The 22,927-nt window shown below is 47.1% G+C and carries 17 protein-coding genes; 8 read left to right on the plus strand and 9 right to left on the minus strand.

Annotation, left to right across the window (positions count from 1 at the left end; all coding sequences use genetic code 11):
* Window positions 1–151 precede the first annotated feature (151 nt).
* The 7 genes from KOE27_RS08345 to KOE27_RS08375 form a co-directional block, all read right to left on the minus strand.
* Window positions 152–1,654: a glycoside hydrolase family 32 protein gene (locus tag KOE27_RS08345; RefSeq protein ID WP_215238446.1), complete on the minus strand. Its 1,503-nt coding sequence runs from the start codon at window positions 1,652–1,654 to the stop codon at window positions 152–154.
* A gap of 82 nt (window positions 1,655–1,736) precedes the next feature.
* On the minus strand, window positions 1,737–3,449 hold the full coding sequence (locus tag KOE27_RS08350; protein ID WP_215238447.1) for a RagB/SusD family nutrient uptake outer membrane protein: 1,713 nt from the start codon (window positions 3,447–3,449) through the stop codon (window positions 1,737–1,739).
* An 18-nt stretch (window positions 3,450–3,467) separates the two neighbouring features.
* Window positions 3,468–6,626, minus strand: coding sequence for a SusC/RagA family TonB-linked outer membrane protein (locus KOE27_RS08355; RefSeq protein ID WP_215238448.1), 3,159 nt, complete (start codon window positions 6,624–6,626; stop codon window positions 3,468–3,470).
* A gap of 4 nt (window positions 6,627–6,630) precedes the next feature.
* Entirely contained in the window at window positions 6,631–7,518 is an 888-nt protein-coding gene (locus KOE27_RS08360; RefSeq protein ID WP_215238449.1) for a carbohydrate kinase family protein, read from the minus strand.
* Between the two features lie 124 nt (window positions 7,519–7,642).
* On the minus strand, window positions 7,643–8,965 hold the full coding sequence (locus KOE27_RS08365; RefSeq protein WP_215238450.1) for a sugar porter family MFS transporter: 1,323 nt from the start codon (window positions 8,963–8,965) through the stop codon (window positions 7,643–7,645).
* A 268-nt stretch (window positions 8,966–9,233) separates the two neighbouring features.
* Complete coding sequence (locus tag KOE27_RS08370) at window positions 9,234–11,972, minus strand: substrate-binding domain-containing protein (protein ID WP_215238451.1); 2,739 nt, start codon at window positions 11,970–11,972, stop codon at window positions 9,234–9,236.
* 234 nt (window positions 11,973–12,206) lie between these two features.
* Window positions 12,207–12,551: a nuclear transport factor 2 family protein gene (locus KOE27_RS08375; RefSeq protein WP_215238452.1), complete on the minus strand. Its 345-nt coding sequence runs from the start codon at window positions 12,549–12,551 to the stop codon at window positions 12,207–12,209.
* A 327-nt stretch (window positions 12,552–12,878) separates the two neighbouring features.
* Here KOE27_RS08375 and KOE27_RS08380 point away from each other — a divergent pair, with 327 nt between their 5' ends.
* The 5 genes from KOE27_RS08380 to KOE27_RS08400 all read left to right on the plus strand — a co-directional run bounded on the left by KOE27_RS08380 (window position 12,879) and on the right by KOE27_RS08400 (window position 19,317).
* Window positions 12,879–13,646 (plus strand): metallophosphoesterase family protein, encoded by a 768-nt coding sequence (locus KOE27_RS08380; RefSeq protein ID WP_215238453.1) that lies wholly within the window; start codon window positions 12,879–12,881, stop codon window positions 13,644–13,646.
* Window positions 13,647–13,669: 23 nt separating this feature from the next.
* On the plus strand, window positions 13,670–14,881 hold the full coding sequence (locus KOE27_RS08385) for an IS256 family transposase (RefSeq protein WP_215238454.1): 1,212 nt from the start codon (window positions 13,670–13,672) through the stop codon (window positions 14,879–14,881).
* 278 nt (window positions 14,882–15,159) lie between these two features.
* Window positions 15,160–16,974 (plus strand): ATP-binding protein, encoded by a 1,815-nt coding sequence (locus tag KOE27_RS08390; RefSeq protein WP_215238455.1) that lies wholly within the window; start codon window positions 15,160–15,162, stop codon window positions 16,972–16,974.
* Window positions 16,975–17,370: 396 nt separating this feature from the next.
* Window positions 17,371–18,411, plus strand: coding sequence for an NAD(P)-dependent alcohol dehydrogenase (locus KOE27_RS08395; RefSeq protein ID WP_215238456.1), 1,041 nt, complete (start codon window positions 17,371–17,373; stop codon window positions 18,409–18,411).
* Window positions 18,412–18,420: 9 nt separating this feature from the next.
* The gene (locus tag KOE27_RS08400) at window positions 18,421–19,317 is read left to right on the plus strand and encodes a helix-turn-helix domain-containing protein (protein ID WP_215238457.1); all 897 of its coding nucleotides are present in this window, start codon (window positions 18,421–18,423) and stop codon (window positions 19,315–19,317) included.
* Between the two features lie 28 nt (window positions 19,318–19,345).
* Here KOE27_RS08400 and KOE27_RS08405 read toward each other — a convergent pair whose 3' ends face one another.
* On the minus strand, window positions 19,346–20,041 hold the full coding sequence (locus tag KOE27_RS08405; RefSeq protein ID WP_215238458.1) for an SDR family NAD(P)-dependent oxidoreductase: 696 nt from the start codon (window positions 20,039–20,041) through the stop codon (window positions 19,346–19,348).
* 26 nt (window positions 20,042–20,067) lie between these two features.
* Complete coding sequence (locus KOE27_RS08410; protein WP_215238459.1) at window positions 20,068–20,460, minus strand: DoxX family protein; 393 nt, start codon at window positions 20,458–20,460, stop codon at window positions 20,068–20,070.
* 137 nt (window positions 20,461–20,597) lie between these two features.
* Between KOE27_RS08410 and KOE27_RS08415 the strand changes: the two genes are divergently transcribed.
* From KOE27_RS08415 to KOE27_RS08425, 3 genes are all read left to right on the plus strand, one after another.
* On the plus strand, window positions 20,598–20,942 hold the full coding sequence (locus KOE27_RS08415; RefSeq protein WP_215238460.1) for a winged helix-turn-helix transcriptional regulator: 345 nt from the start codon (window positions 20,598–20,600) through the stop codon (window positions 20,940–20,942).
* Between the two features lie 161 nt (window positions 20,943–21,103).
* Complete coding sequence (locus tag KOE27_RS08420; protein WP_215238461.1) at window positions 21,104–22,126, plus strand: sensor histidine kinase; 1,023 nt, start codon at window positions 21,104–21,106, stop codon at window positions 22,124–22,126.
* Entirely contained in the window at window positions 22,123–22,899 is a 777-nt protein-coding gene (locus KOE27_RS08425) for a LytR/AlgR family response regulator transcription factor (RefSeq protein WP_215238462.1), read from the plus strand. Before KOE27_RS08420 ends, KOE27_RS08425 begins: the two co-directional genes overlap by 4 nt.
* Window positions 22,900–22,927: the final 28 nt, after the last annotated feature.

Consider the following 22,927-nt stretch of genomic DNA (forward strand, 5'->3'; position numbering starts at 1 on the left):
TATTCTGGGTGGCAGTGGGGTTAATTTTGAAACTTGTGACAAATGGCGTTTTTACATGGCCTGGGTCGATGTCAACTGGACAGGGAAAATGGTTTTCACGCATGTCTCTTGCAGGCGAACTGCGCGGGTAATTAGCAGATGTTCTTTTCAATTACTTTTCCGAGGGTTTCAGAACCCGGTAGTTTAAAGTATCGATGATGATGCCGGACCCAGATTTGATAAGGAGATGTGTCATTGGTTTTTCCGGAAAGAAAATGTCAGTCACCACTGTTAATCCGTTGTCCGCAAAGAGCTCTACGGAAGCCGCATCAGCTATCAAGGTCAGGGAAACATTTTTTTCCGTCGCAAACCTTGGAGCAATATGTTTCGCTCCAAAGCCTTTCTCAAAGTCAGTTTTGCCAGATTTTGAACGGTCAATGTAGTATTGATTTTCGGCCTTGCTATATCCCAGGATAAGCTCATTACCGGCTTCATTTGCCAATACGATTGAAAAATCTGCCGTGCTGCCCGTTTTTAAGTCCAACCTGAACAGTCCTGTTTTATTCTTGGTTTGATTGGTCAGGTCCAGCTGGTTTTTAACGCTCACGTTTTTCAATGAAAAATATGTGGTGTTCAATATGGACAATTCTTTTACGAGAAGCGAAGTAAGGTAAATTTCTTTTCCTACGGTTTTCAGACCCAATTCCCGGGCGACCGTATTGGCGCTTCGCCAGGGATGTGTCGGGACCTGATTGGCATATTGCCAGTTGCTCATCCAGCCCATCAGGATTTTCCGGTCTGCGGTATTTGAGAAAGTCACAGCTGCATAATTGTCGGTGCCAAAATCCAGCCATTTTGTTTCCTTTGAATTGGACGTAAAGGTTTTCCCATCAAAGTCTCCCAGAAAATACTGGCCTGCGGACCCTTTGTTGGGGCCACCGGGATTGATGTTTACAATCAAAACCCAAACCTGCTTTCCTTCATGCATGATTGGAAACAGGTCAGGACATTCCCACACGCCTCCATGCCCGCCGTCCGTTGCACCAAAATCACTTTCGCGCGACCATGCTTTTAGATCGGCGGATGAATAGAAAGTGACTCGATCCTTTGTGGCTAACGTCATGATCCATTTTTTTGCTGGCTCATACCAGCTCACCTTGGGATCTCTAAAATCACTGATGCCTGGATTTTTCAGGACCGGGTTTCCTTTATATTTTGTCCAGGTTTTACCATCATCCAAACTGTAAGCGATGCTTTGCGTCTCATGTTTTCCCGTTTTGAGCTTTTCCTGAACCGGGTCGTGGTGTGTAAAAATGGCCACCAGAGCATCTTTCCCAAACCCCGCCGTATTGTTTTTGTCCACGACCGCACTCCCTGAAAAGATATAGCCCAGGCTATCGGGATACAAAGCGATAGGTTGCTCTTTCCACGAAACCATATCCCTGCTCGTCGCATGTCCCCAATGCATGGGTCCCCATATCTTGTCATCGGGGTAGTACTGATAAAACAGATGGTAAATTCCATTGTGATAAACCATACCGTTCGGATCGTTCATCCAATTGGCCCTTGGGGTAAAATGAAACTGCGGGCGGTACTTTTCCCGGAAGTCCTGAGCCAAAGCTTGTAATCCCGTGAATAAAGCGATAAGAAACAGGCAAGTGATTGTTTTTTTCATGATTGAGTTTATTTTTTTGGCTGCCGGCAATCGGCCTTCTTAACCTGGCCAACTGCCGACGGCCCATAGCTGAAAGCTAAACTTAAAATCCCGGATTTTGTTTATACAATCCCTTGGTGAAACTGATTTCCCGCTGTGGGATTGGGAGGTACTCATCCCGCCCGGCCGTGAATTTTGCGGTGGACAAAAACGGACGTCTGAGCTTTTCCTTCTCAAGATACGCGTTCAGAGTCTTTTCGGCAATGCCCCATCGCACCAGATCAAAAAACCGGGGACTTTCCGTTGCAAATTCCAGGCGACGTTCCCACTGCAACGCTTTACGGGCATAATCCTGCGTCCAGCCCGTAGCTGAATATTCCTTGATATTGTATCTGGAAGCAAACGTTCCGTCTGTCTTTTTTAATCTGCCAGTACTGTTTGCTGCTCTTTTTCTGATTTGATTGATCAGTGGCAGCGCCTGCGCCTGCTGTCCAAGTTCGATATACGCTTCGGCCTGCATTAACAAAACGTCGTCGTATCGCAGAATGTCAATATTTTTGGATGAGCCAATAAAAGGGCCTTCTTTGTGATATGACGCACTGGTCGCCAGTTGCTGTTCCTTCATGGTGTGAAAAAAACCATAAACACCCGGATCACGTATCCAGCTATTGCTGAATGGCTTGGTGGCGTCGTATTTGTAGGGGTGCCCGTCTAAGCCAATGGTATGATCCACGCGCGGATCTACGGTTTCGGTTGCGAAATCTACGTTCTTATCGTTAAACGTATCGAAAAGAGGTAATCCATCCGCGCTTGTCCTGTAAGCATTGGCAAGGTTCTGGCTGGGTTGGTGGAAGCCGCAGCAGCCATATTGAGGTGCGCCGTGCGGATAATTCAGGCCAGTCACATAGCTCAGTCGGCCGACAGCCGTTCCGTCATTGATGGAGTACTGGATAGCAAAAATGGATTCGGGGCCGTTTTCCGTTTCAGCGATAAAGTTCTCTGCAAAATCGGGTTGCAAGCTGTATTGTCCGGATGAAATCACCTGTTGGGTAAGTGTCACCACTTCCTGCAAACGGGTTTTATTGATGTTAACCACCTTGTGCGTGTCATCCTGTTCGTAGGCCTGATACAGCCTCAGTTTTGCAAGGTAGGCAGAAGCCGAAATTTTGTTTGCACGTCCCAGCTGGGTTTGTTTGGCAGGCAGATTGTCTATCGCAAACTGAAAATCTTCTGCAATCCTATTCCATAGCTGATCATTGGTCAGCGCCGTGTTAGAGGTTTTCAGTATTTCCTCACTGGTCAGGTTTTCGGTGATGTAAGGAACGTTTTTGAAAAGCATTTTAAGCATAAAGTGCGAATGCGCGCGTAAAAAACGCATTTCGGCGGTACGGATTTTCTTTAAGGGAAACTCAGTTTCGTTGAGCGCGTTGATACTGGTGAGCGCCGCATTGGCACGGCTGATCGCTTTATAAAAATTTTCCCAGGTGTACGGATGCATCGAACCCAGATCCGGCCTTGTGAGATTGTAATGTTCGTAAAAGTCAATTTCGGCCACATCCGAAACGCCGCCGCCTCCTTTGTAGGCGTCATCGGAGCGTACGCTGCCGTATATCCACATGCTCGTCATGGGGCCAATCATTTCATCGTTACCAATCCCGGCATAGGCGGCTGTCGCCAGGGCTTCGGCACTGGAAGCCGACCTGGTATTATCAGAAGACAAAAGTCCTTTCGGCTGATAATCCAGATAATCGTTGCAGGATGTAGCGGAAAGCAGCCCGCCAGCCAGTAAAATGTTATATATGAATTTTGTTTTCATTGGAGTTCTGTCAAAAAGTTAAAATGAAACATTTAAACCAACCGTAAATGTCCTGGGAATCGGAATTGCATTAACATCCACACGTTCAGGATCCGGACCGGCAAACTGTCTGGATTTGATCAGGAACAGATTTTCCGCCATCACGTACACACGCAATCTTTGCAGCCTAATCTTCTCAATAGCTTTTGAATCAATTGCGTAACCCAGCTGCACGTTTCTTAATTTGAAATAAGATGTGTTCACGTTAAAATAATCGGAAGCACGGGTTTCATTGTTTGCATCAGAAAGAGACAAAGCCGGAATTCTGGAACCTGTGTTTTGTGGCGTCCAGGCATTAAATACACCAGGCCCTGCGTTTTCACGGCCTCTTACAAAATTGTTGTAAAAGGTGTAAGCATCGAAACCGGATCTGCCGGCAACGCCTGAGCCAAATATGGAAAGGTCAAAGTTTTTGTAAAATGCCTCGATTTTTACATTGTATTCGAAAGCTGGCAATGTCGTTCCAAAAAATACGCGGTCAAGGTCGTCGATTTTACCATCTCCGTTGCTGTCTACATAACGGATGCGGCCGGGTCCTGCACCCACCTGCGTCGGAGCGGCGTCAACTTCCTGTTTACTCTGGAAAAGTCCGGCGGTTTTGTAACCAAACAGGTCAAACTGCGAGTGACCCAGAATACTCTGTGTTACATTTCCGGGATATGCAGCCCGTACCTCCTCGGGTAAAACCGTGATTTTGTCACGGAATCTGCTCACACCGGCCATCACATTGTAAGTAAAGTCACCTTTGGGTTTTGCATAATATCCGACCGAAAATTCGAAACCATTATTGGATTTTTGCGCGCCGTTTACCACTTTCAACTGTCCCTCGCCCACAGCGGATGCGATGGGCGGCGTAATCAATATATCACTGGTTTTCCGGGTGAAATAATCCAGCGATCCTTGAATGCTTCCGTTAAAAAGGCCGAAATCAACACCAAAATTCGCTTCATCAGTCGTTTCCCATTTCAGGTTCGGATTAGCTCCCTGTATCGACACAATGCCCGAGGGGAGATTACCCGTATTTGCACCATTCAGATCGTAGGCCGTGCCGATGTTGTAAAACTGATCGAAGAAACTGTTGTGCCCGTCGGGAAACTGAGAGCGGCGGGTACCATAGCGCGTATCATACAGGCCAAATCGTGCAAGGTCCCCGATTTCCTGGTTACCCACACGGCCCACACCCGCACGCAGTTTGAGGCTGCTCACCGATTTGAAGTTTTGCATAAAGGCTTCCTTGTCTATGCGCCAGCCAACCGATGCCGCCGGGAATATTCCATAGGCATTTTCTTTTCCGAAGCGCGAGGAACCATCCCGCCGGATCGTCAGGGCGGCCAGGTACCTGTCTGAGAAACCGTAGTCGACCCTCGCAAATTGTGAAAGCAATCTGCTTCCCGAGCCCGTTCCGGTAATATTGGAATTTCCGGTTCCTGCATTCAATACAAAGTAATCTTTTGTCTGCTGCGCAAATCCTTCTTTTCGTGCTGTTTCAAAATTCAGGTCATTTTTGATTGCTTCAACCCCACCCAACAGCTTGAAATGGTGTTGGCCGACTTCGAAATTGTACCGGACCGTGTTAGACCACGTTGCGCTTAAATAGCGATTCTGGTCTATGGTCAGGCTGTTGTTAGAGCGACCGAATGAGCCTTCTTCAAAAGACTGCTCTATATTTTTGAAATAATAACTTGCATTGTCCATCCCCAGACTTGTGCGCAGAAACAGATTTTTAACTGGTTCAATTTCAGCAAAGACGTTACCAAACAGTGTAACACGGTGCGTATTGTCCCATTTATTTATTTCCTGCATGTGCAACGGGTTGTTTCTATCCGAATAGCCCGAGCCGATCCCGCCGCCCCAGGTGCCGTCTTTTGCATAAACCGGAATGGTGGGAGCCATAGTAACCGCAAGGCCTGTGGTAGCGGCGCCGCCAATGTCTGTGGACGCCAGCCTTTCATTGGATGAGGCCATCTGCATATTGGCGCCAATTTTAAGCTTTCCGTCGAAAGCGCTCGTGAGTGCATTGATACGCCCGCTCAGCTTGTCGTAATTGGTGTATCTGAGCATGCCCGTATTTTTGTAATAACCCAGGTTAATCTGCAGCGAAGAGGTTTTATTACCTCCCGAAATCGTGAGTTCGTTGTTGGTGACGATCCCGGTTTTATACAGTTCCTTTTGCCAGTTGGTATTGCCGGCGGGCATGTTGGCATTTCCACCAACAAGAGGCTGTACCGAAACACTGTTCAGCACAGGATTAGTAAAGTTTTTATTCCAGTCAAACTTGTATAGCGCACCGTAGCCATCCTCCGGATTTACGCCATCGTTTACGGAAGCCTGCCAAAGCGCACGACCGCGGTCAACAGCATTGAGCATCTTGAATCGTGCATACTTTTCAGATTGCGCCGACAGGCTCGTGTTGAAGTCAATGGTGATCTTTCCATTGGCATTGGAACCGTTTTTGGTAGTTACGATAATGACACCATTGGAAGCTCTTGAACCATAAATCGATGAGGCCGAAGCGTCTTTCAGCACCTGCACGGATTCAATGGAATTGGGGTTCAATCCCTGGAAAACCTCTGGGCGTTTGGTCGGAACACCGTCAATGATATACAACGGATCTGTGTTGCCCAGTGTATTTGCTCCCCGGATCAGGATGCGCGAATTGGCACCATTCGGAGAGCCTGTTTTTTCAATGTACAGCCCCGGAACACGGCCCTGAAGTGCCTGCATAGGGTTACCGGAACTGATATTTTTAAGCGGTGCCATATCCACAATCGCGATCGCCCCGGTTAAATCTTCCTTTTTCGAGCTGGTATAACCTACAACAACTACTTCATTCAAACTTTTCTGGTCGTATTCCAGCGTGACATCCACAATGGATTGATTCCCGACAGGCATTTCTTTGGCGACCATACCCACATAGGAAAACACCAGTGTAGCAGATGAACTTACCGAAATCGCATATTTGCCCGTGGCATCACTCACTGCTCCGTTGGTTGTTCCCTTTTCCAGGATACTCACGCCCGGGAGGATTTCTCCGTCCGTCGCTTTTACAGTTCCGGAAACCGAAACTTTGCTTTGCGCCCATACCAGCTGTATACTGGTCAGGATGGCAAACGCCATCAATAGTAATCTTTTGTTCATGAAATTATTGGTTAACGGTAAGAAAATGATCGAGTTCTGATTCGGAAATGTTGGGCGTTGCGCCCCGGTGAGAGGCGACCAGTGCACCAACTGCACATGCTTTTTTGAGTGCGGAAGCGATGGTGGAGCCCAAAATATATTCTTTCAGAAACATCGCCAGGAATGAGTCTCCGCTCCCGATGGTGTCCTGCACCTCAACCTCATATCCTGCTTGTTTATGGAAACCGTCATGGGAAAGAACCATAGCTCCCTCGGCGCCGAGGGTTACACAAACCAGTTGAAGATTGAAGCGCTCATATAAAAACTTCATTTGGGTTTCCAGTTCGGGTTGTATGCCAAACCAGCTGCAAACCGTATGGAGCTCATGCTCATTCACTTTGACAACATCAGCCTGAAGCATCAAATGCTCGGTGGCTGCCCTTTCTAAATGCGGAGGACGTATGTTCACGTCGAACACTTTTAGTTTGGCGTCTTTCAGTAATTCAAAAAGGGTCTCCCGGGATTGCTGACTGCGAACTGACAGTGTGCCATATACGAACACATCGGAATCCATGACAAGCCGCTTGTTTTCAGGGGTTGCCTGGATGTAGTCCCAGGCAACGGGCTGCACGATTTTATAAGTAACTTCGGTTTTGTCGGTCAGGTTAACTTTCACAATTCCGGTCAGATGCGTGATTCCCGTTTGAATGAAATTCGTATCAAGACCCTTTGTGTGAAGATATTCCATCAACTCAACGCCCAGGTCGTCGTCACCGACACGACTGATGAAGGCGGGATTCATGCCAAAGTTTTTGAGGTGAATGGCTACATTCATCGGTGCTCCCCCGGGTTGTTTGCCCGAAGGCAGCATATCCCAAAGCATCTCTCCGAAAACAGTTATTTTAGGTTTCATATATATTGAGATAAATAGCGAAAGTGACTTTATCGTGGTTTTTTTAGAATGCACTATTACTGAATTCATTTACAATACATTCCCGCTTCGGCATAACGGTAGACAACTCGCCAACAGCCCATCATTAATGGAGCACCATTATTTTCTCGGGCCGTTCCAGTGACGTTCCCTTGGTTTCGGGCATGACGCGCCACACGAAAATGAGTTGCAAAATCATCATCACGGTAAAAAACGAGAAGGTGATTCCGCCACCGAGGTATTCTGAAATGATAGGGAATGAGAAGGCGATGATCGCAGCCATGAACCAATGTGTGAAACTCCCCAGCGCCTGGCCGTTGGCACGCACTTCGTTTGGGAAAATCTCGGAGATAAAAACCCATATTACTGCGCCCTGGGAGAATGCAAAAAATGCGATGTAAACGAAAAGAAAAACGGGTACGCCTGTGAAATCCTGTACAAAAAATGCCCTGGCAACCAATCCGAGTGTGACGATGACACCTACGGAGCCAATGGCCATCAGCGTACGTCGGCCAAAACGGTCGATGAAATTGATGGCCAGTAGTGTGAAGGCGAAATTGACAAAACCGATGCCGGCAGAAGACAAAAACGCAGCTTTTGCCCCCAGACCAGTCATTTCAAAAATGCGTGGACTATAATAAATGATGGCGTTGATACCCGAAACCTGGTTGAAGACCGCAAACAGAACCGCCAGCGTGACGGGTGTTTTATAGTTGGCGGAAAACAAACGGGCAGATGGCTTTCCTTTGGCTTCATCGTTGGCGTTCTGGATGGCGAGCAACGTTTCTTCACTGGTATCAGCGTCGATGACGTTGAGAATTTCCTTGGCCTGCGTTACATCGGCCTTTTTCATAACCAGCCAGCGCGGGCTTTCGGGCACATAAAGGATGGCCAGCAGGAAAATCAGAGACGGGACCGCCTGGACTCCCAGCATCCAGCGCCAGGCATTATCGCCCATATCCTGCATGAAGTAATTGGAAAAATAGGCGATCAGGATCCCGAAGACTACATTGAACTGAAACAACCCGACCATTTTTCCTCTTGACCCGGCTGGCGAAATTTCGGAGATGTACATCGGCGCGGCCACGGAAGAAGCGCCCACACCAAGGCCACCAATGAAACGAAAAAATAGGAATACATACCAGTCCGTTGCGAGCGCAGAGCCAAGTGAAGACAGCAGATATAATACCGCAATCCAGAACAAGGTCGTTTTTCTTCCCAGTTTGTCTGCCGGAATCCCGCCCAGCATTGCACCGATTACCGTACCGATCAGTGCGATAGAGACTGTGAAGCCGTGTTCAACCGCCGACAGATCCCATACGAGTTGAATGGCTTTTTCCGCGCCCGAGATAACGGCCGTATCGAATCCAAAGAGAAATCCGCCAAGCGCGACAGCGACAGACCATACCAGTACCTTTCTGTTTTTCATTTGTAGTTCTGATTTTTTTGTCAAAACTACATCCACCAGGCACTCGGAATAACTAAATAATATCTCAAAAAAGTTAAACTTTGATACAGTGGTATTTTAGAAGTATATATTTATGATAATCAGTGAATTAGCCAAACATTTAACTTTTGATACATCCTGTGTCTTTCAATTTTGATACAACGTATTTAAAATCCATACCAAAATAGTTGCCGTTGTTCCCTGTGCAATTGAATAATAATGTGATTGGTTTAAATAAAATCGTGGGTACTTATGATTTTTTATATTCCATCGGCGTTTGGTTATATTTCCCCTTGAAGGCTGTGGAAAAATAGGTAGGAGAGGAAAAACCGACTTTGTAGGCAATATCCGCAACCGTCAGGTCATCCCGTCGTAAGAGGAATTTGGCTTTATTGAGCCGAACCTGCTGGACATATTCATTCACACTCATACCCAGCAGGGCTTTGACTTTCCTGTATAATTGCACCCGCGACATCCCCAGATCTTTGGCGATGTCTTCTACACCCAGTTCGGCGTTGTCGTAATGTTCTTCAATGTATGCCGTAAACAACGTGATAAATTTCTTGTCCAGTTTGTTCGGATTTGCTGCTGACGAGTTTTCAATGGGGAGTTCACTGGTATAATGTTCCCGCAGTATGGCGCGGTTTCTGAGCAGCGTTTTGATCATTTCCTGGACATACTGCAGGTTGAATGGCTTGGTGATATAGGCGTCTACACCTGCCCGGATGCCCTCAATTTGCTGCTCTGTGGTGGTTCTGGCAGTAAGCAAAACGACAGGAATATGCGAAGTTCTGAAATCCGTTTTGAGTATGGAGGTAACACTCAATCCATCCTTTTTGGGTAACATCACGTCGCATACGATCAGGTCCGGAATATGTTCAAATGCCATCCGCAATCCATCTTCACCGTCGTTGGCTACAAAGGTCTGGTAATGGGTCCGGAGCTTTTGTTTCAGTAGCTGTACAAGGTCTGAATTATCTTCAATGATCAGCACAGACAGTTCGCCATTTGAAACGCTCTGTGCTTCTGTGATGTCCGGAAGTGTATTTTCTATGTTAAGCTCGAGCTTTTGATCCATCGAAAAATCTTCGACTTGGTCATGACGGAGCTGTTCTTCCAGAAAATGACTCTTGCCCAGCGGTAACGCGATGGTGAATGCAGTTTCCTTGTTGGGCTGGCTCCGAACCGAAATGGTTCCGTTGTGTAGCGCAATCAACTCTTTGGAAAGTGCCAGGCCTAACCCCGTTCCGAGTGTTTTATAGCTGTTATCTCCCTGATAGAATACCTCGAAAACATGTGCAAGTTCGGATTCCGTCATGCCGATGCCGTTGTCTTCCACCACGATCTGTACCTGATCCTGCGAATTTCTTTTTATATAAAGGTAAACCCGTCCCTTGTCCGGAGTGAATTTAAATGCATTTGAAAGCAAATTGAAAATGACTTTATCCAGCATGTTGACATCAAACCAGACGGTCATTTCCGTCTCGGAAGTGATGAGCTGAAAATCAATTTTGTGTTTTGATGCAATCCTTTCAAAAGCCACCATAATCTCTTTCACAAACGCGACCAGGTCGTGTTCCCCCGCTCTTACCTGCATACGGTGACTGCCAAGTTTTCTGAAGTCCATCAGCTGGCTGACGAGCCTCAAAAGCCTTAGTGTATTTTTTCTGATCAGGGACAATTCCTGTTTGACCAAAGGGTCCCTGATTTTGTCACTGGCCAGAACGTCCTCAACCGGCGCCAGGATCAGTGTGAGCGGGGTACGGAACTCATGAGAAATATTGGTGAAAAATTTAAGCTTTGCTTCATTTTCAATATCGGCACGCTGGGCCAGCTCTTCAATCTGGTTTTTTTGGTCCGATATTTCGTGGTTCTGTACCTCAAGACGCTTGTTGATCTTTCTGTTTTCACGCAGGGAATAAAATGAGATGGCCCCAAAAATCAGGGCCAGGGCAAGGGTCACGGAAACAGTCCAGATCACGATGCTTTGATTTTCAGTGATCGCGCGTTGTTCCTCGATTTTCTCCTGACGGCGTTCGATATCCTGCTGTTGCGCTACCAGTTTGTCGCTCTGTAACTTCATGATCCGCACATTGGTAGCGTCAATCATGGTGATCTGAAGTTTGTTTTCTCTTCTAAAAGGTTGTTTCTGAAGAATGGCAATGGCGGTACGAATCGCTTCTTCTCCGCCGGTTGGGTAAAGAATGGTGGCGTTCAGCACATCTTTGTCTACCAGATCTATACCGCCATCGGGTCCGGTAAGCCCGTCGACCCCAATCAACCTGATCTTTTTTTCGAGTCCCAGATTTTTGCAAACGCCAAAGGCTTTTAAAGCGCGGCGGTCATTCTGGCAAAATATGACGTCAATATCTGTATGTGCTTTCAATAGTTTGGTGAGAGGGGCCTCGAATGAGTACTTGTCCCAATCGCCGTCGAGTTTTGCGATGAGCTCGATGCCGGGAAAGTGGCCGATGGTTTCTGAAAATCCACGGTGGCGATCCATATCAGCAGAGGAGCCAGGCTTTTCACTGATTTCAATCACCTTTCCGCTGCCCTTCAGGAGCGTGTTGGTATAGGCCCCCGCTATCTGTCCCACTTCCACGTTATCCGCTCCGACGTAGGCAGTGTACTGATCGGAACTGGTCCTGCGATCCAAGATAATCACAGGGATACCATTCTGATATGCTTTTTCAACCACTGGCGTGATCGGTTTTGCCTCGTTTGGCGATACGATCAGAAGATCGATATTTTGGTTGATGAGTTCTTCGATTTGTTTAATCTGCGTGCCGCTTTGCCCGCGGGCGTCCTTCATAATGAAATTGATCTCGGGATTGAAAGACAATTCCCGGTACATACTTTCCTGCATCGTTTTTCGCCAGTTATCCGCTCCGGTACACTGCGAGAAACCGATGGTGTACTGTTTAGGCTGCTTTTTAGAGCAGGCTGTCAGAATGAGACAGAATAGACCAATTAGTTTTAAGTATTTCAATTTTTATTTGTATTTGAGCAAGTGTTTAGCTTATTCAAATGTATTATAAATGAAAGCTCAAACAAATCGTTGCAGGAAAAATGATCAGTGGATACACGGAACGACCTACCACCCATATGTTGCACGACAGCATGCCGTTGACCGTTTGAGTATGTGCTGACGCCGCCGGGTATGTGAAAGTCCGTTTTTTCAGAAACGACCATACAGTCTCAATCACCTCACCGGAACCCTTTGCTAGGCAACTTTGATAACAAACGCCGTCAATTCGGCCATGCGGCCATCCTCAAACCGCCAAACGTCGCAATACGCATAATGGGCCAGCATTCCGTCCTGATCCTTCAAATCGATCGTGCCGATGGCGGTGACATAATCGCCTTCTGCCACCAGCGTATCTACCTGAAACCGGGGCGGTTCCAGGTAGGTTTCGACCATGTACTGCCGGACAGCCTCTTTTCCCGCGAGCGTTTGTTCCCCGACAAAATGCCATACAACGTTATCGGTACAATACACCAGAAACCCTTCGTTGTCCCCCGCCATCACCGCCGCATTGGCAGCCTGCAATACTTCCTTGTTTCCCATCTTTGTAATAGCTGGTTAAATGTTCATGGCTCCAAAAACATCGAGCCAGCAAGATAAGCAGGTGGCGCTGGATTACGATGGTTTGACCGTTTAATCAGTTTTTGGGTGGGGGTGGTTAGGTTGGGGAGTTGCGGGGCTTTTGATGGAAAAACTAGTAGCTTATTGAGGTCGGATTTGGACGAGTCGATATTGAAGGAGCTGATGGATCGCTTGGAGAAGTCGCTCGGCAACCTATTATTGACGAATAATAAATACGTTCTTACAACAATTACTAATGATACCTGGCCGTCTTGATATCTACTCGATTATAACCGAAAATCCGTCGAAATGAGAATTGTCCAACTTTCCGATATTCATCTCTCCTCAAACAATATTTACGACCTAGAAAATTACTATTTGGAGGCACTGGTAAAGGATTTATTGGCATTTCATCAACACAATTCAGTTGATCTAGTAATTTTTACAGGTGACTTGGTGGATAAAGGTGGCAATTCTCTTAAAGAATCACCATATGAGACTTTCAAAAAAGTAATCATTACACCTATCGTTTCAGCACTAAAAATCACTGATTCACAAGTGCTGATGATTCCCGGAAATCACGACATTGATCGCAATCAAATCGAGCTCAAAAGCGAATTCTATCTGGCTAATACTTTGACCAGAGATGGTGCAAATAAGTTAGTGAATGAAATGAAGATGTCATTCACAGAGGATAACAATCGAATCAAAAGATTCAAAGAATTCGAAAAAGAATTTCATAAAAATACACCAAATTATGTTTACAGCAATTCAGAATCTTCTGTTATCATTAACACCATAGAAGGCGACATCGGAATTTCACTAGTGAACGACTCGTGGAGATGTTCTAGCGATCTACAACGCCAAAATCATTTTATCGGAAGCAATCAGTTATTCAATACTGCTAAGATATTTTCCGAAGCAAAGACTCAACTTAACGTTGCTGTATTTCATCATCCTCTCGAAGCCATTAATGAGGATGAAAAGGAAGAGATTGAAAATATACTAAAATCAAAAAACTTCTCATTTTCACTTTTTGGACATAGCCAAAGAGACTGTAAAATGAACTCTGTCTAAAAGTTTTAACTTTAAGACAGAACATGGAAAAGACAGAATTCGAACAGATGCGCGACAAGGCGCTGGAACAGTTGATGAAAGGACAATCGTTGACTGGTAAAGACGGGGTCTTCGCTCCGCTACTTCAACAATTTTTGGAAAGTGCTCTTGAGTCAGAAATGAATGCTCATCTCAGTGAGCAGGAGCGGGAATCCGGTAACAAACGCAATGGCAAAGGCAGCAAACGCTTAAAGACTATGTCTGGTGAAATTACTCTGACTACGCCAGAAGACCGAAAGAGCAGCTTTTCCCCACAAATTGTCAAGAAACGCGAAACGGTCCTGGCTGATAACCTCGCTCCTCAAATTATTGGATTATACAGTAAGGGCATGAGTTTTCGCGATATATCTGATCACATTCAACAGATGTATGACGTTGAAATATCTCATGCAACACTCTCCGAAATCACAGAAAGAGTAATTCCGCAAGTCAAGGAATGGCAAAGTAGGCCACTAGAAAGCCTTTACACCATTGTTTGGTTGGATGCTATGCATTATAAGGTGCGAGATGGAGGCCGGGTCGTGACACGGGCTGTCTACAATGTGCTTGGTGTGAATCGACATGGCTATAAAGACTTGATTGGCATGTATGTCTCAGAAAGCGAGGGCGCTAACTTCTGGCTTTCAGTACTTACAGATCTGAAATCCAGGGGAGTGAAAGATATTTTGATAGCTTGTACCGATAATCTTACTGGCTTTTCCGAGGCAATATTGGCGTCATTCCCGGAATCGGAAATTCAAAGTTGCATCATTCATCAGATCAGAAATTCGCTTAAATACGTCGCTTCTAAGGATCAAAAAACTTTCATGCAAGACCTAAAAACGGTCTACCAGGCGCCCACGAAAGATAAAGCAGAGTTAGAGCTGGATAAACTCAACGATAAATGGGGCCCCAAATATCCGGTTGTGATCAAATCTTGGCAGAATAATTGGCATAAACTGTCAACCTATTTTGCTTATGATGAGCAAATTAGAAGACTTATTTACACGACCAATGCCGTAGAAGGCTTTCATAGGCAAGTCAGAAAAATTACAAAAACAAAAGGTGCCTTCCCTAATGATATGGCCCTGTTAAAATTGATCTATCTGGCGGTTGAGAATATAAGTCGGAAGTGGACCTCCCCTTTACAAAATTGGGCACTTACCGCCCAACAATTGCATATCAAATTTGGCGACAGAATGCGGATGGACCTTTAATTTTGCTTCCCAATATGAAACGCAAAAATAGCCTGCTATTGAATTTATCAAGGGTATATAAACGGCTTCGTGCCTCCGCCGCCCTTGACAAACCCAATAACAAGCAAAAAAGCATTTGAAATCGAAAAGAAAAATTAAATTTGAACCAACCTAGATAGCCAGACAGAGTTCAGATTACACTCCCTAGCCATAAGTACAAGTATCAAAACGTATTAAGTGCAATTGGTGGATATGTATCGATTAACGGAAGAGCTGCCTTAGATAATCCTTCTCAGGAGTTGGCAAACTATCAACCTGGCTACAATATTCTTGACATTAACCTCAATAATGGCACATTTGACCTCTACGCGCGTAAATTTGTGCGATCGAATGGGTTCAGCTTCCAGGCGGATGTTGATTCATTACCAGATGGTAAAACCTCCGGTAACATTCCTAAGACTGAGTACTATGAGTTGGCAAAGAATTCAACAAATAAAGATAGCGATCTTCCAAACGGATACACGGCAGATGTAGATAGAATTGTAACTCTATTGATAGGAAAATCTATTTATACAAATCCATATATTTTTGTTCGAGAGTTAATTCAAAATTCCGTTGATGCCTGCAACAGATTGAGAGAGATTCTTTTTAACGTTAACCCAAAGATTATCGTAAACATTAATTCTCTTGAAAACTTTATCGAATTCACCGATCATGGGGATGGCATGTCAAAATATATATTAAAAAATCATTTTTCTGTTATCGGCAAGAGTATTAGTCAGGAATTTAATGATCACACTGGACATTTCAATCTAATCTCTCAATTTGGAATTGGTTTTATAAGTACTTTCATAGTTGCTCAAAGAGTTTGTGTTACCACAAAAAGACTTGATGATATCCTTATTAATTTTGAAGTTACAAATGTGTTTAAGGGATTTGACTATTCAAGTAAAATCCACACCCATTTGGAAAGTGAGTCCGGCACTTCCATTAGAGTGTATTTAAAACAAGGAAACTATGCACAGAACTTACTATCTCACATATTAACATATTGTAGACATATAGACAATATGGAGGTCAACTTGGATGGGGCGAAAATTGAACTCTCTAACACCTGGAATACAGAAGGGTGCTTTCGTGTCATCGAAGACATTAATGATAGATTTGTAGCGAAAATTGGTATTGGACTGGATATAAGATCAATCTACACCTCAAATAGCGGATTCATAATTAACGCTCACGGAACCAATGCATTCCCTTTTAGATTTCCTGGGATAATTGGTGGTGAAGTTAACTTTAAGCCTAAGGCCATCGACTTTGATGTATCCAGGAACAACATAATCGACAACGAAAAATCTCTTGCATTTCGAAAGCATATCTCTTCGTCGGCCCGTAAACTATTTAGAGACGTAATAGAAAGCGGGAATATTGAACTGACTGAAAGGATAATGCAATATATTAGTTATTACATTGAATACTTTGAGGCTAATAATGCAAAGATGACAGCGTCGTACAACGACTTCTATTCCAAAAGAGAGTTGTTCGATATGTTTATTAAAAATTCCAGGTTTGTTTTTGGCCACCGATCGCAGAACCTGAACGATATATTTCTAGAGCTTAGTCGACTCGGCTTGAACAGAATTTATACAATAACTGGAAGGAAATTTGAAGAACACGAAGAGATAGTCATCGAGTATTTAAGAGATAATGGAAATTTCGTCGTTGACCCACCAAACTTCAATATTCAATTTCAGGACGGAGGTCACAATGTCAATATGCTAAATGTATTTCATGCAATTGGTGGCGAATATGGGTTTTCGATTACCGATGTATTGAGCATAAAGGAACATATTTTACATGATATGAAAAAAGATAAGGCACAATATGACACCAAGCTCGTTCAGCATTTGTCGGATATTGAAACGAAACATAGTATTTCGATAGACATTGCTGATTTTAAAAATAGTCTAAAACCATCGATTCGTTATGACACTCAATTTCTACTAAATGAAAGTCATGAATCATTCAAATCGCTATTGACTCACCTAGATACTTTTTTACCGGAAACAATAGATGTGTATTTGCTAGGCCTTTTAGGGTTGCAACTATCCTAGATTAAACACACCACAGTTTGTCGGTACTTAGATTAGGTCATGATTCCGAAACGACCAAAAGACCTTTCCTCGTCCCAATCAAACAATCCAAAACCCAAATATTCAGCAACTCAACAACCTTTACCGAATTTTCAGTGGCATAATCGTCAGGACAATTCAACCCAATCTCCGGGGGGAAATTGATGTCTGTCAGAACAATCCTTGGTGCATTGCAATTAAAACCAACCAAAAAAAACCGTTACCCTGGCATTTGCTCTTGGTCCCCTGCTGCTGGAATAGGCGATTCCGGCGATGATACTCCCCCCCCCAAAAAAAAACGGATACCTTCTACCCGGATTTGGATAATCGGCGCTCTGTGCGGCCTGCCTAAGTTTGTATCACTAAATTTTTCATTTTATGATACAAGCAAAAGGATATGCGGCGCAGACGGCGGAGAGTCCGTTGGCGCCCTGGCAGTTTGAAAGACGCGACCTCGGCGCGCATGATGTACAGATCGAGATTTTGTACTGCGGGGTTTGTCATACCGACATTCACCTGATCCGTAACGAATGGTTCCCAGGTGTTTTCCCCATGGTGCCCGGCCATGAGATCGTTGGCCGCATCAGCGCCGTGGGTGCGCATGCGCGGAAGTTTGGCATCGGTGACCTGGGCGGGGTCGGTGTGATGGTCGACTCCTGCCGCGAATGTGCGGACTGCAAAAACGGACAGGAGCAATTCTGCTCCGTCGCTCCGGTACAAACCTACAACAACCTGGGCCACGACGGGCTGCCGGTGTACGGTGGCTATTCCAACACCATCGTGGTGCACGAGGATTTTGTGCACCACATCTCCGAGAAGCTCGACCTGGCTGCCGTAGCGCCCCTGCTCTGCGCGGGCATCACGACCTACTCGCCGCTGAAACGCTGGAATGTCGGCAAGGGGCACAAGCTGGCGGTTGTCGGTCTGGGCGGACTGGGGCACATGGGGGTGAAATTCGGAAAGGCGCTGGGCGCGGAGGTGACCGTGCTGAGTACTTCTCCGGGCAAACAGGAAGCCGCCAGGCAGCTTGGCGCATCGCATTTTATCATTTCCAAAGACGAAGCGCAGATGCAGGCTGCCTTCAAAACCTTCGATTTTGTGCTGGACACCGTCTCGGGCAACAGCGATGTGAACCCGTATCTGTCCATCCTGAAAACCAACGGCATTTATGTCAACGTCGGCATGCCTGCCAAACCCTGGGAAGTAAGCTCATTCACACTCGCGACGGGCAACAAGGTCATCGCAGGTTCCGGCGCGGGCGGATTGCCTGAAACACAGCAGATGCTCGACTTCTGCGCCGAACACGGCATCGTCTCCGACATCGAACTGATCGACATCAGGGACATCCACACCGCTTACGACCGCATGCAAAAAGGGGACGTCAGGTACCGTTTTGTCATTGACATGAAAACCCTGTAACTTCAACAAGTGAACAAGCCATACCTCATCAATTCCATATCCGAGCAGCACCGCCTGCTCGGATTGCCCAAGCCGAAGCACCCGCTTGTCAGCGTGTTCAGGCATGAAGATGCCACCTACGCCAATCTGACTGAATTGCAGCATTTTACATTAAACTTCTATTGCATTTCAATCAAGAAGGATTACGACGGAAAGCTGCAATACGGGCACCGGCACTATGATTTCGATGAAGGCATGATGGCCTTTATCTCTCCCCATCAGCTGCTGATGAAACTCAGTCCGGGCTCGAAGCCGCCGGGCGGGATGACGCTCATGTTCCATCCGGATTTTATCGCCCATACGCCCCTGGCCGCCAAAATCCGCAACTTCCATTTCTTCTCCTACGAGCTCCACGAGGCACTGCATTTGTCGGGGCAGGAAGAGGCGACGATCGAGGCCCTATTTGCCAGCATCGAAAGCGAATACCAGACGGGCATCGACGCATTCAGCCGGGAGGTGATGATCGCGCAGATCGAGCTGCTGCTCCAATACAGCAGCCGTTTTTACGCCCGCCAGTTTATCACCCGCAAGGTGGCCAACGACGAGATACTCATCCGGCTCGAAGCGGTGCTGGACCAGTACTGGGCTCAGCAGAAGGGATTGCCCACCGTGCAGCAGGTTGCCAGAGAACTCAACCTGTCGCCCGACTATCTCAGCGACATGCTGCGTACTGTCTCCGGCCAGACGGCCCAGCAGCACATCCAGGCCAGAGTGATCGAAAAAGCCAAAGAGCTCCTGACGACCACCAGCTTACAGGTGAGTGAAATTGCCTACCAGATGGGATTTGAATATCCGCAATCGTTTCATAAGCTGTTTAAGAACAAGACCAATATGTCGCCCATGGAGTACCGGGCGAGTTTCAACTAACAACGCCCCGGCAAAACGAACGCGGGCTTTACTTCATGCCAATGATGATCTCGGCTACCTCCCGTTTGGTATGGAGATTCCAATGCGTTTCGGCCACTTCGCTGGCAGGAATGGTGGGCGTGTCCGCGGGGAAATCACCTTTTGAACCTACACCCTCCCCGACCACAATGGCGCCGATGGACACGATACCGACATAGATATTGTCCCTGGCCAGATCCTCATTCAGCAAACGCGCATAATTGAGCAAGGCCCCGGCCGCCACGCCAAAACTGGCCGTGGCGTAGTTAGGATGCTGCGCGGCCGACGCCGTGGTGAACAGGATACTGCCCGATTGGCGCCCTACCATTTGCGGTAACACAGCTCGTACGGCCGTGATGGCCGAGAGCACCTGAAAATCCAGATGATACTGCTCATTTTCCACATCAATATTTCGCGGGATCCGCAGGGTTTCCCAGGCAGGCGAAGGGCTGAATTCCAGTACATCGATGGCCCCAAATTCATCGATCACCTCATGGAGCGCCCGGGTGATGCTATCCCGGTCGAGTATGTCCGCTTTGAAAATATTTGCCGTAATGCCGCTGGCTTGCAGTTTGCTTTGGAGCCCGGCAAGCTTCTCCGTGTTTCTGGATATCAGGGCTACGTTGTAACCTTGCAGACCAAATTTTTCCGCGATTGCCAGCCCCACACCAGGGCCGGCACCGATCATTGCGATTGTTTGTGCCATCGTTTTAAGAAGATTTTGAGAAGTAATTACTGCGAAACCCGGCTGCTGAACTCAGACTGAAACCGTTGCTGCCAGGCCCAATACGAGACCCCCGCAGCGGTCAGAATCAACAGGGTGACACCCCATTTTTCAGGGCCGCTATCGGTGGCCATCAGGGTGTAGGTTGCGCCGATGAAATAAAAGATAAAGCCGAAATAGGCCGCTTGCTGGAAGCGCCGGAGCGCGGGGACCAGGATGGCAATGGCGCCGACAACTTTTACCACCCCGAAAAAGGGCATGAAATAAGTAGGTAGTCCCAGCGCCCGGGTGGTCTGTACCAGCTCTTCAACCATCAGGATGTTGGCGATGCCCGCCAGACCAACGAAGCCAAGAAACAGCGTGGATACCCAGTAGATGATTTTTACTTGTTTGGTATTCATAATAGATCGATGTTTTAGGAATGACAATGATTTGCCGACCGTTTGTTTTCTGTACAAAAGTACCTACATTTGATTACCAAAAGTTACCAGTTACCCGTAGGTAATCGGTTACCTTTGGGTAATCAAACAAGCAAGCTATGCCGAATTACACAGATTGTTTATCCGCGCTGCTGCCGATCAGAGACGCTTTGGAAGTAGTGAACGGAAAATGGAAACTGCTGATCCTGGTTTCCATCGGGGTCGGGAATCGCCGGTTTCGGGAGATACAGCGCAGCATTCCCGATCTGAGCACGAAGGTGCTGGCCAAGGAGTTGAAAGACCTGGAAGAAAACGGATTGATCAAACGGACGGTGGACGATGGTTACCCTGTCACGATCACCTATACCACCCTGCCTTATGCGGAAACCCTGGGGACCGTGATCGAGGCTTTGAAGAACTGGGGCGTCCAGCACCGCGAGCATATCATGGGCACGGAAGTGTAAAGTCTGCCAGCGCTGTCCGTATACAGGGCGCACCCTGCAATCGGGCCGGGTGCGAACGGTGATGGTTAACTGACAGGCAAACTGATCCATTTCACCCGTCTGTTTGGTTAACTGGCCACAGTGGGCGGTCCTGGAATTTGAATTTTTCGGTAAGTTTAGCCATGGATAAGAATGAGCGCCGGATTTGCGGGTACAGTTCCCTGCTGATTGCACTGATGGTAAACGCACCCAAGCTTTTGGCCCTGCGTGAAAACGGGCTTATGGCCCGGTACTGGCAATTTAATCCGTTCGAGCTGCTGTTCCAGTTTGCATTCACCCTGTTTTTTTGCGGTCTGCTTTTCAGTGTCAACCTGCGCAGGAACAGAGGGCTTTCCTTGTACCGTGAAAGTAAACAGCATGTTCGCTACGTGGTTTCCAACTTCCTTGTCTTTTGTGTGTTATTGATCCTCGGAACGGTATTGCAGCGTTTGCTTTTCCCGGATCGCCAGTTACCCCGACTGATCTTCTCGGGGGCATTCTTTCGTCTGGGGCTTAGCGCGTTGTTGACGGGCATCATCATCAAGATCATTCTGCTCATCCGTGATGCGGGCAGCATCGCCGCCGAAAACCAGCAATTGAAGAATGCCTATCTGGCATCGGAGCTGCAACTGCTCAAAGAGCAGATGAATCCGCATCTCCTGTTCAATTCCCTGAGCAGCCTTTCGGCCGTGGTGGGCGAGAATCCGCAGCAGGCACAGAAATACATCCGGGACATGTCGGCTGTGTTTCGGTATGCATTGGCAGGTTCCCACCAGGACCTGGTCACCCTGTCCGACGAACTGACGATGCTCAGGTCTTTTGCAAAACTGATCTCCATGCGCCTGGAGGATGCTTTTGAGCTCAAAATCGACATGGCCGATACGTATCTGCCCATCAAAATCCCGCATTTGTCGTTACAGCCGCTGCTTGAAAATGCGGTCAAGCATAACGCGGCAACCCCCGAAAGGCCGTTACGGGTAACGATCGTGGTACAGGACGATCAACTTATTTTCAGCAACAGCCTTTGGGAAATGCCCACGCCGGAGGCCAGCCATGGTATGGGGCTGGCCAACCTGAACGAACGGTTCAGAATCCTGCTGCACCGTGAGATCGACATCAGCCGTTCCGATACACACTTTATCGTCAAACTCCCTTTAAAGCAATGACAAATATCCGCATCGTGGTCGTGGAAGACGAAGCGGCAACGGCCCGCAGCCTGATCCAGATTTTAAATGAAGCAGATGACCAGGTCGCTGTCGTTAAAGCGCTCAGCTCCGTATCCGGCGCGGTTGCATGGTTCAATGACAACCCGGATGGGTATGACCTGATTTTTATGGATATCCGTCTGGCCGACGGCCTTTCGTTTGCTATTTTCAAGCAGGTGGCCATTTCCAGGCCGGTTATTTTTGTTACCGCCTTCAACGACTACGCCATTACGGCCTTCAAGAACAACGGCATCGACTACATCCTCAAACCCTTTGATCCCGATGAGATCGGCACGGCGCTGGATAAATACAAAACATGGACCGGCAACGCGGAAAAGCCAGGCGCGCCGGTGCTGTCCGAATTGCTGATGCAGCTGGGCAACCTGGGCAAATCCTACAAAAAGTCGTTCCTGGTGCATTACCGCGACAAGCTGATTCCGGTCGAGTCGGCTAAAATCGCGTGGTTTTATACGGCCAACGAGCTGGTCCATCTGCACACCCTGGACGACAAACAATACGTGGTGGACGCGACCATGGAGCAGCTGGAACAACAGCTGGACCCTGCGCTATTTCTCAGGGTGAGCCGCCAGTTTATTATCAATCGACAGGCTGTCGTTGAGGCGGAGTTTTATTTCAACGGGCGCTTGCTGGTGAAAGTAAAGCCGCAGCCCGCCGAGCAGATTGTGATCAGTAAAGCCAGGACCGCCGAGTTTAAAAAGTGGATGAACAGCTAGGTCAATTCACCCCCCGGTTTCTCCATTT

The organism is Dyadobacter sp. CECT 9275, from assembly GCF_907164905.1.
GTDB classification, from domain to species: Bacteria; Bacteroidota; Bacteroidia; order Cytophagales; family Spirosomataceae; genus Dyadobacter; species Dyadobacter helix.